The sequence below is a fragment of the Desulfothermus okinawensis JCM 13304 genome (assembly GCF_054654515.1).
The window spans coordinates 1-14,494 of sequence record NZ_BAAIEW010000032.1 but is presented as its reverse complement, the minus strand read 5'-3'; the positions used below and the strand labels follow the sequence as shown (position 1 = coordinate 14,494).

Annotated in this window: 7 protein-coding genes and 1 pseudogene; 5 read left to right on the top strand and 3 right to left on the bottom strand. The window is 35.7% G+C overall.

Features of this window, described 5'->3' with window-relative positions; translation table 11 throughout:
- Positions 1-3: 3 nt before the first annotated feature.
- From ACYQ0O_RS11440 to ACYQ0O_RS11430, 3 genes are read left to right on the top strand one after another with little or no spacing between them, the layout of a single operon-like run.
- Positions 4-1,080 carry a 4Fe-4S dicluster-binding protein gene (locus ACYQ0O_RS11440; RefSeq protein ID WP_459893178.1) on the top strand — a complete coding sequence of 359 codons (1,077 nt, stop codon included), beginning with the start codon at positions 4-6 and terminating at the stop codon, positions 1,078-1,080.
- A gap of 15 nt (positions 1,081-1,095) precedes the next feature.
- Complete coding sequence (locus ACYQ0O_RS11435; RefSeq protein WP_459893176.1) at positions 1,096-3,102, top strand: oxidoreductase; 2,007 nt, start codon at positions 1,096-1,098, stop codon at positions 3,100-3,102.
- 39 nt (positions 3,103-3,141) lie between these two features.
- A complete protein-coding gene (locus ACYQ0O_RS11430; RefSeq protein ID WP_459893173.1) occupies positions 3,142-3,939 on the top strand; it encodes an NRDE family protein in 798 nt (265 codons plus the stop codon).
- A gap of 39 nt (positions 3,940-3,978) precedes the next feature.
- On the opposite strand, the gene ACYQ0O_RS11425 is transcribed toward ACYQ0O_RS11430, so the two are convergent.
- Complete coding sequence (locus tag ACYQ0O_RS11425) at positions 3,979-4,191, bottom strand: hypothetical protein (protein ID WP_459893170.1); 213 nt, start codon at positions 4,189-4,191, stop codon at positions 3,979-3,981.
- 53 nt (positions 4,192-4,244) lie between these two features.
- Positions 4,245-4,745, bottom strand: a pseudogene (locus ACYQ0O_RS11420) (IS3 family transposase); the annotation flags it as partial.
- A 133-nt stretch (positions 4,746-4,878) separates the two neighbouring features.
- On the opposite strand from ACYQ0O_RS11420, the gene ACYQ0O_RS11415 reads away from it, so the two are divergent.
- The gene (locus ACYQ0O_RS11415) at positions 4,879-6,132 is read left to right on the top strand and encodes an IS256 family transposase (protein ID WP_459893168.1); all 1,254 of its coding nucleotides are present in this window, start codon (positions 4,879-4,881) and stop codon (positions 6,130-6,132) included.
- On the opposite strand, the gene ACYQ0O_RS11410 is transcribed toward ACYQ0O_RS11415, so the two are convergent.
- Complete coding sequence (locus ACYQ0O_RS11410; RefSeq protein WP_459893165.1) at positions 6,106-6,279, bottom strand: hypothetical protein; 174 nt, start codon at positions 6,277-6,279, stop codon at positions 6,106-6,108. The genes ACYQ0O_RS11415 and ACYQ0O_RS11410 overlap by 27 nt on opposite strands.
- A 439-nt stretch (positions 6,280-6,718) precedes the next feature.
- Here ACYQ0O_RS11410 and ACYQ0O_RS11405 point away from each other — a divergent pair, with 439 nt between their 5' ends.
- Entirely contained in the window at positions 6,719-14,218 is a 7,500-nt protein-coding gene (locus ACYQ0O_RS11405) for a LamG-like jellyroll fold domain-containing protein (RefSeq protein ID WP_459893163.1), read from the top strand.
- The last annotated feature ends 276 nt before the right edge of the window (positions 14,219-14,494 follow it).

The window sequence follows — 14,494 nt, the reverse complement described above, 5'->3', positions numbered from 1 at the left end:
GACATGGGAGACGTTTACAAAAAACTGGCACAGGTACTAGATTCTATGCCTCAGGGATTTCCATCAACACCAGATGGACTTGAGATCAAAATTTTAAAAAAGATCTTTGAACCAGATGAAGCAGAGCTATTTTGCAAACTAAAACTGAAATTTGAAACAGTAGATGACATTGCCAAAAGGACGGGAATGGAAAAAGAGTTCCTTGAGAAAAAGCTAACAGAGATGTGGAAAAAGGGACAGATAATGGGGGTAGATTTTGGAGGGACTAAATTGTTTAAGATGATGCCGTGGATGGTTGGAATTTATGAATATCAGGTTAACAGAATGGATGAAGAACTGGCCAAACTCTGTGAGGAATTTATGCCATATATTGGCAAAAAGTTATTGGGAAAATCACCAAGACTTATGCAGGTACTCCCCATTGAAGAAAACTTAAACGCAGAGCAAGAGGCCCTTCCCTTTGAAAGGGTATCAGAAATCATTGAAAATGGAAAATCCTTTGGGGTTGCCCAATGCATTTGCAAAAAAGAAAAGGCATTGGTTGGTGAACCGTGTGATAAACCCCAGGAAGTTTGCCTGGCTGTAGCCAAAATTCCAGGAATTATAGAACAGTTTGACCATTGGGGTAGGCCAATAACAAAGGAAGAGGCATATAATATACTAAAAAAAGCCGAAGAATCTGCGCTAGTCCATTTAACATTTAATACCCAGGATGATACCTATTTCATATGTAATTGCTGTGGATGCTGCTGTGGTGTGTTGAGGGCAATAAATGAAGTTGGAGTAAATGAAGCAGTAAACTCAAGGTATAGGGCTAAAATCAATCCAGACTTATGTGTTGGATGTGGGACATGCAAAGATGAAAGATGTCAGGTAAATGCCATAAAAGAAGAAGATGGCGTATACTCTGTTATAGAAGATAGGTGTATTGGTTGTGGGCTTTGCGTATCCACCTGTCCCTCTGATGCAATTGAGCTTATAAAAAAGGAAGATAATTGGACACCTCCACCAAAAGACGAAAATGAATGGTTATCTATACGTGCAAAGGAAGTCGGCGTAGACCTATCAAAATTTATATAAAAGGAGGATATCTTTATGAAAGATCCGCTCTTTCAACCAATTAATATTAATAATATGGAAATAAAAAACAGGATATATCTTCCTGCAATGCACCTTAATATGGCAAACAATTTCATGGTAACAGAAAATATAAAGGCCTTTTACAGGGTCAGGGCTAGAGGCGGAGCTGGAATGATATGTGTTGGTTATGCAACAATTGACCATAGATCAGGAACTCCATTGAATATAGGGGCACACAAAGACGAATTCATACCAGGACTTTCTGAACTTGCAAAGGAAATTAAGGATAACGGGGCAAAGGCGTGTATCCAGCTAAATCATTCAGGAAGATATAACCATTCTTTTTTCCTGAACGGTGAACAACCAGTTGGTCCTTCCCCTGTTCCATGCAGACTTACCAAAGAGACTCCAAGGGAGCTTACAAAGGAAGAAATAAATGAAATTATTGATAACTTTGGAAAGGCAGCAAAAAGATGTAAGGATGCAGGATTTGATGCAGTAGAAATACTGGCTGGAACTGGATATTTAATTAGCGCATTTTTATCACCACTCACAAATAAAAGAGAAGACGAATATGGTGGTAGCCTTGAAAACAGGATGCGTTTTGGAATTGAAGTATTAAAGTCAGTGAGAGGTGCTGTTGGCGAAGATTTCCCTGTACTTGTAAGAGTCAATGGCAATGACCTAATGGAAGGAGGTATTGGCAGGGAAAACATGATACAATTTGCAAAAAAACTGGAGCAGGATGCAAGAGTAGATGCCTTTTGCGTAAATGTGGGATGGCATGAAGCTCGGGTACCACAACTTACTCCCTCGGTTCCAGTAGCTGGCTTCGCTTACCTGGCAAGGGAATTCAAAGAAGCTTTATCTGTCCCTGTGATCGCCTCCCACAGAATACACAACTTAGATATTGCCAGGGAACTAATAGTTGACCACATGTGTGATATGGTGGCACTGGCCCGTCCTTTAATTGCTGATCCAGATCTACCAAACAAGGCAAAAGAAGGACGAGAAGATGAAATAATCCACTGCGTGAGTTGTGGGCAAGGATGTTTTGACCATGTATTCCAGCTAAAACCAATTGAGTGTCTTGCAAATCCAATGGCTGGTCATGAAGTTGAATATGGACAACTTGAAAAAACAAAAGATCCAAAAAAAGTAATTGTAATTGGTGGAGGTCCAGGAGGGATATGGGCAGCCCTTGGTGCCTCTATGAAGGGACACAAAGTAAAACTGTGGGAAAAATCAGATAGGCTAGGAGGACAGTTAAATATTGCAGGTCTTCCCAGGGGCAGGGAAGAATTTTTAATACTTGCTGAAAACCTGGAAAATATACTCTTAGGTAGTGATGTGGAGGTGGAACTGGGCAAGGAGGCCACCATAGAGGATATCAAGAAGGAAAACCCAGATTTTATAATTATTGCAACTGGCGCTAGACCAATAACCCCGCCAATTGAAGGCATTGATCAAAAGCACGTACACCAGGCATGGGATGTTTTAGAGGGTAAGGTGTATGTTGGCAAAAAGGTAGTGGTAATTGGAGGAGGGGCTGTTGGAGTTGAAACCGCCATTGACCTTGCTGAAAGGGGAACCCTTGATGGAGAAGACCTAAAATTCTTGCTCATAAATAATGTTGAAGAGCCAGAACACCTACGAGAACTCTGCATTAAAGGCACAAAGGATGTTACCTTAATTGAAATGTTAGACTCAATTGGTAAGGACATAGGAAAGTCCACCCGTTGGACAATGATGAGGGATATGGAGATATTTGGAGTCAAATATCATACCAGAACAAAGGCTTTAAAAATCACTAAAGATGGTATATATGTTGACATGAAAGGTGAAGAAAAATTCCTGCCAGCTGATTCTGTGGTCCTTGCTGTTGGATCAAAGTCAGAAAATTCGCTGGCAAAACAAGTAGAGGCCCTAAACATTCCATATAAGGTAATTGGGGATGCAAATAAAGTAGCCCAGGCGATTAATGCAATCCACGACGGCTTCAAGGCTGGAATATCAATTTAAAAGATAAGGGGGCTTCCAAAAGCCCCCCTCATAAACATTATGTGTATAGCTCTAATTGCTTACAATTATTTTGATAACTTCCCATTAGTTATCCTATCAAATAGGGATGAATACCACTCCCGTTGCACGAAAAAGGCCCATTTCTGGGAGGAATACCCAGATATACTTGCAGGAAGGGACCTGGAGCAAGGGGGTACATGGTTTGGAATAAACAAGAAAAATGGCAGGATTGGACTTTTAACAAATTTCAGGGAACCAAATCAGGACCCCAAGAAAAAGTCCAGGGGCTCTTTAATTGTAGACTTTTTGGTGGGAAATTTCACTGACAAAGAATATCTATACACTTTAAAAAAAACAGCTAAAAAATATAATGGATACAATATAGTATTTGGGACTAAAAATAGGCTATTTTATTTTAATAACATAAAACTAATATCTCAAAAAATACCAAAGGGTGTCCATGTATTGAGTAATGGCACTCTTCAGGATAAGTGGCCAAAATGTGAAAGACTAAGGGAACTTTTTTTTAACATTACAAAGGACTTATCCCTTTCAACAACTGAAAAATTATTTGAAATATTAAGGGACACAAAAAAATTCCCAGATGAAAAATTACCTAACACTGGTGTTGGGATTGAACTTGAGAGATTTCTATCCCCTATATTTGTAAAGGATGAAAATTACGGGACCAGGACATCTATCCTTTTAATAGTAGACAAAAATAATCTTGTTAGATTTATTGAGCGAACTTATGTAAGGGGATCTGATGAGGTAAATGGAGATCAGGAATTTTCTTTTTCCCCGACTTTGACAGTTGAATGGGCAAAAAGGCTTTAAAGTTAGTAGATTATAAAATCAAAAGTGAGGAAATTTACCCTACAAGTATTCTGGAGAAGATCCCAGCAGGTATTTTCTCATATCTTGTTCAGACATTATGTTCTTCATGGTCTTGATTTTGAATATATCAAACATCTTGGAAGCTAATCGGTTGTATTTGGATTTGAGATAATATTTTTTGCCGTTTATATCGGTCTCTATTGCATTTATAGTCTTGAGGGCATTTATTATTCTCTTGGGAGTTATAATCATATCTTGAGTCTTTTGGTTGTATCTCAACCTTTTTTCTAAAGTGGACCCCAACGTCAAGACAAAAAATGAGGTTGTTTAAGGTGGATTGCTTTAGCCTGTTCATTAATTGTTTGGCTCCGTCCAAAATAGATTTCTTCAGGAGTTCTATACCCAAGAGATTCATGGAATCGCTCCATATTGTAAAATCTGAAATACCTATCTATACTCTCTCTTGCTTCTTTGACTGTCTCATAACTGTGAATATACACTTCCTTATATTTTAGAGTCCTCCATAGCCTCTCTATGAAAATGTTGTCAAATACTCTGCCTCTTCCATCCATGCTGATTCGTATCCCAGCATCCTCAAGTCTCCCCGTAAATTCCTTGCTCGTAAACTGTGAACCCTGATCACTGTTGAATATCTCAGGTCTGGATATCTTTAGTGCCTTCTGTAGTGCCTCAAGACAAAATCCTACTTCAAGTGTGTTTGATAGCTCCCAGGACAGTATATAGCGACTATACCAATCTATTATTGCTACAAGGTACAAAAACCCTCTGCTCATCCTTATATGGGAGTTAAAATAATTTTGTGTAAAGAGGGAATAGATGATAATATGGAGAACATAAAAGGGTATGGAAAAAAAAGATAGAGGTTCCCTATAGGGAACCTCTGCGAAAAACTCACTCCAAAACAAAATAAGTAAAATAATGAATAAAGACACGTTAAACAATCTCTTAGATGAATTAATACAAAACCTGATATCTGGCAAGTTATCTTCCCAAGATTTCTATGAAAAAATTAAACTCTCTGTAGTTCCTTTGATCCTTAATACCATTATGAAGGAAGAGAGGAATATTTACTTAAAAGAAAACACAGAAGAATATGCTAATGGTTTTTATCCAAGAACCCTGTATCTAAATAACACTCCTTTAAAAGTTAATATCCCTCGCACAAGAACTTCCAGCTTCTTTCCATCCTCTATTCCAAAATATAGTAGGTATCTTCCACAGGAATACTCCCATATCGTAGAAAGCCTATTTTTATCTACCAGTTCTATAGAAGCTTTAAAAGCTTCTCTTAAGAAACTAAATCTCCCTTTTTCTTCAGAAGAAATAAATAACATTACAAACAGGCTTTCAACAGAATTTCAGGACGTTATCACAAGGGAACTTTCTTCTCATTGGTTTGCTGTTTTTATAGATGCAAAAACTTTAGATGTAAAAGAAGATAATAAAGTAAAAAAAATGGTGTTATTAACTGCCGTAGGTGTTAATATGGGAGGCAAAAAAGAGGTTATAGGATCAAAACTCTTTGAAGGAAATGAAAATATTACTGTCTGGAGAGAATTTCTTTTAGACCTTAAAGATAGAGGTCTATTAAGGGTACTTCTATTTGTAACAGATAACTTTCCTGGCTTAACTAAACTCATAAAAGGACTTTTTCCCCTATCAATGCATCAATTATGCATTGTTCATCTAAAAAGAAATGCAAAACTCCACCTCTCCAAGGATGAATACAGATATTTTAAAGAGGTGATAAGAGATATAGAAAATGCAAAAACTTTTGATGATGCCTATACATTATTTATGGAAATGATAGAGAAAATTAAATCCAAACATCCTCATTTCTCTAAAGAACTTAAATCAAAAGCCGAACACTTTCTAACCTTTACACGTTTTCCTGAACAGTTGAGATCCAGACTAAAATCAACCAATGCATCAGAAAATCTCCATAAAGAACTTGAAAAAATAATATTAAATACTGGAGGATATTTCCAAAGTAAAACAATATTCCATGCTAAATGGTACGCCTTTCTTAAAAGATTACATGCTAATAAATGGCAAAAACCAGAGCCAAAATTTAAAGGCGCACTCCCAAAATTACACTCTATCTTCTATAAAACTTTTGAAACCGATGATTACTCCTTGGAGAATTTATATGCCTTTACACAAAATTCTTGACAAGTGCCAAAATTCAGTAAGTTCAGCTTGATATAAAGTCTCAACAATATCTTTCATCACTTTTTTGAGAATACCATTCAACCCTTCAGAATCTTTAACTTTCCCCTCTTTGTACAATTTAATTATCTCTTCTTTGTTTACTAACATAAAAAACAAACTCCTTTTTAAGGCTTCTCTCCCCAAGCTCCCCTAGGGGAGCTCGCCTATCTCTTTTTTCTCCTTTTTGCAATACCTTAATCCTTTCCCCTATCTCGCCTTAAAAAGGATTTACAATGAATTGCAATTATTACAAATGTTATCAAAAATTTTGATAAACTTGGGTTAGTGGCTTCTCATCCAATTTGCTACATCTACGAGCTCAACCATCCAGCTTTTTCTTTTTGATAAAAAACAGTTTAATATGCACATTATAATGTTATGCAAAAAAATGAAAAAATTTTAATGATGACTATTGAAAATTTTCTTTGAGAGTGGTAGATAAAATGTATTTAATATAAACATATTCCTTTTTATATATAAACAAAGTTAACTACTTAAAATTTTGTTAAATAATATAATCAACTATAAAAAAAGATGGGGGATGCAAATGAATAAAAACTGGAAGTATTATATAATAATGATTATTTTCTTGCCCTTATCTCTGATTATCATTTCATGTGGCGATAATGACACTAAATCGTTTTCGTCAGATAATACCAATATAAGCGAAAGTGACACTTCTTCCCAGGAAAGTGGAACAAAGGGTTTTTCTCTAACCAGATCAACAACTCAATTAGCAGAAGAATATCAAGACTCACCCCTATATAGAACCATAGATCTGTCCTTTACAAAACCTATTAAAGTTGAATCTAATAATACTACGGGAGATAAAAGATCTGTACTCGATGACTATCCATATGACATAACTAAAAAGGGCTGGTTTAGACTACTTGATAATGGTACTAAAATAGAGATTTCTGTCTGGTTGAGCAAAGACAAGATGTCTGTAAAGATAATTCCTAAATTGTTATTAAAGCCTGATACTGAATATAGTGTAGTTATCTATTCTGGCATCTCATCAGAAGACAATGAAACCATAGATAATGATATAAGATTTGATTTTAAGACATCAAAAGATACAAAGCTAATGGATATAAATATACCTGACTACATCCTGGAAGGAGATACATTTAGCGGATATGTATCAACTAAAATGGATGTAAAAGATATATCCTGGGATATGGATACTTCTTCCAAGAAAGATAACCTAATAGAAAGTATAAATGAACAGGAGATAACCTATTCTTATCCATTAGCAGGAGAGTATAGGATAAAAATAAATGTTAAAGATATATATGGAAGGTCAGTATCAGGAGAAAAAAACATTGAAGTTTTGCATAATGCAAAAAGGAGTCTGGAAAATATATCAGGAATTTATGAAACAAAAAATCTAGATGTAGAAGAAATAGAGGATAATTCTTTAAAAAGTGCACTTGAAGATTTAAAAGACAGTGTAAAATCAATTGCAGAGGGAGAAAAAAATCTCACAAGGGCTTCTCTTGTCTCAAATAAATTTATCGTCATATCCATGTTAAAGGATAAAATAAATATTATTCAAAATAAATACATTGATATTATAAAAGATACAGAGCATTTTTTAGGAATAGTAAATTTTATGGGTTTTCCTGCAATAGTTTCCTATTCTATAGACAATAATAAAAATTATAAATTAAATATTTTAATTAGTGATTATGGTCTTAATATTAAGGATATGGATATTGGAAAATACCATTACTCTAATATTTCTATTCCTGAGATTAATTCATTGCCCATGGTGTATTTTGCTTCTATAAAAGTGGATGAAGAAACTATAGATAATTTAAAAAATTATATGCCCACAGAGATATCAGGTGTTTTACCTATTTTATATTATAAAGATAGCGAGCTTTATCTCAATGTACCCAAACAGACAAGGGCATATTCAGAGTGGATCACATACGCAATTTCTGAAACCAAATCCACTATAGAAGAAGGTCTTAAAATATTGAATGATCTTGTTTCTGATTCTGTTTATAAGGCCTTAATTAAATTGAAAGATTATTTTAACACTATAAAATCTTTAAATCCTTTTGACAGTATAGGAGAATTTAAAGATGCAGGAGAACAAATAAAGAATAATTTTCTAGTGTTGTATAATCAATATAAAGACGACCCTAGGGGGATCTTTGGAGAAGTATCAGATCCTGATACCTTAATGAATGATATAAAAAATTTTTTATATAACGATACAGGGACATGTGTGAAAGATGTTATAGATAATTCCCTGGATACTCTGGGAAATAAAGCTCAGTATGTAAATAACTTACTTAACAATTTTGCAGAACACATAAGCGATGTTCCAGGTTATATTAAAGATTTTCTACCTGATCCAGAAAAAGATGCCAATGTGTATTTTTCCTATGAGTCAGGTGTTGGTAAGCTTGTTATAGAAAATGGGTCAAACTCCTTTAGTTTAAGTTATTCTATTTTAGATACTTTTTCAAAGTATTCTGAGGCATTTACAGAAAAAGTAGGAGAGGATTTTCCCCTTAGCTATATCTTAAATGCGATAACTCAACTGGGTCATAATATGCCATCGGGTTTAACTGGATTTTTTTACAAGAGTGATAACCAAGAACTTAGATTTCTAATGAAAATAAATTCTGATTCAACAGATAGATGTGAACAAGACACCTCTTCTGCTATTTGTTTTGGGGGTTATCTATTTCCAGATGGTGTAAGGGGTGAACTTGGAATAAATCTCTCAGATGCCACAGGAGTACTCCTATATTTTCAGCCATCAAGCCTTATCTTTGATGATGCAGATGAAGCAGGTACTATTTATAAATTCTTAAAAAAATCCACTTCAATCTATCCAGAAATAGGGATCACCCTGAGAACTAAATACAGAAAAAACTATATTGAAATCAATGGTTCAACAAGGCCTGATTTAGGTGTTTATGGCGGAATAGAGTTTGCTATAGAATTTAATTATCATGTACTCCTTGGGGGAAAAGGAAAGACAGCACTAAATCTCTCAATAGGTGTGGATCCCTCTGGGTTTACCCAGGGACTACTGGATACTGTTGAAGGGATAATCAGAGGTGCATTTAATTCCACAAAGGATCTACTCAACTTGACACCAGAGGTGGAGGTGGTGGATGGTGAAGATGGTCCTGTGACCATTCCAAAACTGAGTTTTCCAAGCGACGAAGATTTTATTAATTTTATGGATACTCTCCTTACCAATATCCAGAATCAATTGACCCTTCAGGGGCTTTCAACCCTCACAGATAGCATAAGTTTTGGTATTAGCATTGGGGGAGAGATTGGAGGAGGCATTGGTGCTGGCGGTACAGGAACCGGTGGTGGTTCTGCAAATCTTAAACTTGAAGGGGAATTGGGAGTGGGAATTGATTTAACCACTGCCCTGTCCTTTTTCCATTTCTTAAAGGTGGGTAATGTTAATTCATTTATTATAACGCCCCTTAGAAACTTAAGTGAATTTTTCCAGTTAGTTACAGATGATGTGAGTCCAAAGGGAATATTAACTAAAATTGTACAGCTCCATAAAAAAACCTTTGAAGAACTACTAGATAACGTGAGTATTAATGAGGATTATAAAAAGCAATTATTCAGGACCCTGGCAGAGCATATGGAAGTATCCCTTGGACTGGATGCTGGAGTGGAGGCAGAGGCAGAGGAAGTTGGTTCAGTGGAGGCAGATGTGTCTTCAAAACCATCTCTTACTATCAATGGTGAAACCCTTTTTAATATTTTGTATAGTCTAATTGGAGATTCAGAGGACAGAAATTATCTGGACAATGTTGGAATTTATCCACAGATAACCCTTTCATATCCTGTGAGTGCAGAGATTAAGGCGGGATTTGACGAGGGAATAAAGATATCCCTAAAAGGTGGACTTCAGGCAGACTTTGTTGAGGCCACTGTTACAATAAAAAATGATCCTTTTGCAGATAATGGTATTCATGCCACCAACACAGTGTTAAAACCTTCTGTAAAGGTAAAGGTATCATCAGATAAAATCATTGCACATCCCCAGGATGAAGTAACCTTTATATGTAGTGTTGAGCCATCTGATGCCACCGTTAAATGGTTTATAGAAAATATTGAAATAAGTGGAGAAGGAGATATTTTAATAAACAATAAAAAACTGGCATCAGTTACCAGTTTGCAGTCAAATCAATTAAAAATAAAGGATATTTATGCTGATAGGGTAAATGTATTATGTATGGCACAGATAGATGATAAAAAATCTTTTGACCACACCTATATCACAATCACCAATACACTTTCAGGTATTCCTCAGATATTTTTCAATAGTAATCAATTAGAAAATGGTTCAATTGTAAATGGGCCCCTATCCATAGGAGGAGTTAGTGATAGTGCAAATACTCCCATAAGTTATAAAGTAGAGTTTTCCTCTGATCCAGATTTTAACAATATTATTAATACCCTTGAAACAGATTCTCCTCAGTTTAATCTTCCTGATGTATTGCTTCCAGGTGTTTTATATTACGTTAGAGTTATAGCTGATAATGGATATGGATATACAAAATACAGTGATATTAAATCATTCTATGCCAATGTACCATATATTGTTGCATCTCAACCAAAGGATAATGAGTCTATATGTATGGGTAATGAAATAGAATTTAAAGGATGGAGTAATAGTGGAGGAGAGGATATACTTCCATCTTTAGATCCTGTTGTGGAAATAAGCACAGATTCAGATTTTACAAATATAATAGCTACACTCACATATAAAGGATCAGGATTTGATACATGGAATCCATCTGTTCCAGGGACTTATTATTGGAGGATTAAGGGTTTTCTTGGCACAAGTGTGACACACAGTGATTATAATACATTAAAGATAAGACCAGCACCTCCAGAATTTGAATTTCCAAATGAGCTGGCCCAGGATGAAATATTTAACCATGGAGAAAGTCTTACAATAAGGCTAAAAGATGTTGAAAATGCAACAAAATACAGGATACAAATATCAAATGATCCTTCTTTTTCCAATGATGATAATATGATTTACGACTCCAATCTCATTGATGAGCCACTATATACCATAGCCCTTCCCCATTATTCTGATAACAAGGTGCATACCCTTTACTTAAGGGCTGCTGTTCTTGTGGATGGTGTATGGAGCTGCTGGACCTCCTCAGACTTTCCTGAAATTCATGTCCAGAATCATCCACCTCTTGCCTCAATGGATGCTCCCACTTCTCCAACTGAGGCCTGTGTTGGAGATGAAGTCTCAACAGGGTTTAGCGTTGACCCAGACATAGATGGTGACAGGGTCACAAAATATGAAATTAGAATATACGAAAAAGATCTTTTGCATCAGGATATCACCACTCCTTTAAAAACCATTACCATTAATCAAGACATAACAAATGCCACAGATATTATTGGAACCAGCTTTACAGTAGATAAAGATATTGGGTATGGAGATCGTTATATTGCAATAGTTGCCTATGATGAATGGGGGACCAGGATAGATGATGATTTAATAGTTAGTCTTGGAGGATGGGGTGGTGCTAGCAGTAAATTTATGGTTAAAAATTGTCCTCCTCCTGCACCTTCTAATATTTCTGGTGGAGATGGGGGTAATACAATTATACCAGGTCAGACAATTTACTTAACAGTGAATGAAAAGGTCAAAGATCCTGATGATGATCCCATAGTATCCTGGGACTTCTTTATTACTCAGCCCAATGGGACAAATAACACATATAGTGTGGCTAATCATGAAAACTTAAGCTACGAGACACTTCAATATGTTCCAGAAGAACAGGGAAATTATACCTGGAAGGTGAGGGCTGTATCCCAGGTAAATGGAACTAAGCAGTATGGTTTGTGGAGTGAACAAAGAAGCTTTACTGTATCAGCTCCCCCTCCAGTTCAAAACATATCGCCATCTAATGGCGCTATTTTGACTAAACCTTCATATACATTCATGGTGGATTCCAATGCATCAGTTAGGGCAGTTAAATTCCAGGTTGCAAAGGATAAGAATTTCGCAAACATAGTAGCGCAGAGCTCGTGGACAAATACTCAAAACAAAGATGGCTATTATATCTGGGATGCATCATATAATGCTTACGAGAATCAGATTCTATACTGGCATGCACAGGCCTCCTACGCCAATTCCCCTGGTCCATGGAGTGATACCTATTGTTTTACCTTTATCTCTGATCCTGATAGTAGTCCTTTACAGGTGAGCGGAAATAACACCTATTATATAAATAATAACGGGACCACCACTCTTAATTTTAATGTAACCAATATCATAACCAATTGTCTTGGAGATAATGGTACATTTACCTATGATATTTGCTCTGATCCTGATTGTAAGGAAGTTTTAAGCTCTGGTAATTTCACACCTGGTAAATCCTTTGATGTAGATTTATCCAATCCAGACTCATACTTTTTCAAGGCGAGACAGATTGTAGGTGGTATTAAGCGTCAATGGAGCAATATAGTAGAATTTAATATTGAGAAAAAGCAAATACCTGGAATAGTAGGCCTTTGGGATTTTAGTGGATGCAGAGCAGATGATATGAGTGGAAATGGATTTGATGGAGTAAAAATGGGAAATCCCGTTTGTTCTAAGATATCTTCTTCTACCTATAATAAATTCTATCTAAATGGATATAGAGATTATATAACAATACCATATGACGATGCTTTTAATCTCCAAACACTGACAATTACAGCGTGGATAAATCCAGTAGATACACAAAATACACATGAAATTGTGTCTAAAGATGAGAATGGTGCATATGGGTTGGATATATATAATGGCAGACTCAGGGGATATATCTATATAAGTGAATTGAAGGATTATGTATATGTAACAAGTGAAATTGGGATACCTAGGTACTTATGGTCTTTTGTAGCCCTTACCTTTAATGGTAATGAATTATTGCTTTATCAAAACAGTAAAATAGTAGGTACAACAAAGGTATCTGGAACTTTAAGGAATAATACCATGCCGTTAATGATTGGTGCCAATCCCACTTCAAATGACGAAAACCCTGCAGAAGATTTATTTGAAGGATATATTGGAGAGGTGAGGATATATAATAGGGCATTAACTGGTGATGAACTAGGTGAACTAATGCAAGTGTATGGTTTTCAGGTTGCACCTAAGATTGGGCTAAAAGTTAGTCCCAACTATGGCATTCAGGCATTTAATGCCTCCCTTTCATTGTTGGGATGTGAAGAATGTAGTGGCTATACTTATGGCTGGGACTTTGAGGGAGATGGATTTATTGATATACAAGAAAATAGGCTTAATACACACAATTTTACCTATAAAGAAGTGGGAGTGCATTATCCATTTGTTATTATTTATAAAGATGGAGAATTGTACAACTGGGCCACTTCCAAGGTTGAAGTTAAAGAGGAAAATGGAAACCTTTTACTCTTTTTGAGCTTTGACAAAAATTTAAGGGATTATGCAGGTAATGGTTATAATGGGGTATATTATGGTCCAGATGGCCCAAACTGGATTGGAGGCATAAATTATGAAGCTATTCAGCTTCAAGATAATAATCCTGAAGACAGCAATTATTATTTTGTTGAAGTAGATACTGGCAAGGGTATTATGATGGAGGCATTTACCCTATCTTTCTGGGTAAAACTGGATGAAAAATCAAAATATGACTATTATCATACTTTTGTTCAGGGAAACAGGGGAGACTCTGGGGACAATGAATTCTATTTTGGATGGACCAATGACAATGAGTTTAGAGTGTGTTTAAAAGGACAGTGTAAGGTTTCATCAAAGAAAATAGATCTGGTAGATGGCAGGTGGCACAAATTAAAATTTGAGTTCAACGGTGAGGGAGTGGCTATTTTTGTAGATGATATGGATGAGCCTTTTGATGTTATAGAAGAAATTAATACTATAGATTATTTTGTAATACACGAGTTATTGGTTGGAATTGCAAAAAACGAATGGGGAGTTATGACCTTTGAAACTGCTCTGTCAGGTGCACTGGATGAATTAAAATTGTATAACTATTAAAATTGGTTCATTCTGTAGCATCAGCAATAATGATAGGCTTATTCATCATTCCCATATCTTCAAGATAACAGGTAAAAGTTACAGAATTAAAAACGTACAACAAACTAAAAAATTTAAAACTTACTGGGGAATTTTAAGGGCCATTAGGTGGGGATTTTTAATTGACTTTAAGAACTATTGTGTCATCTACTATTAGGCTTCCGTCTTCTGATTCAATCTGGCGTACTATCTTTTTTACTCTTTTCCATAAATATTTCGAATTGAATTCCCCACTTG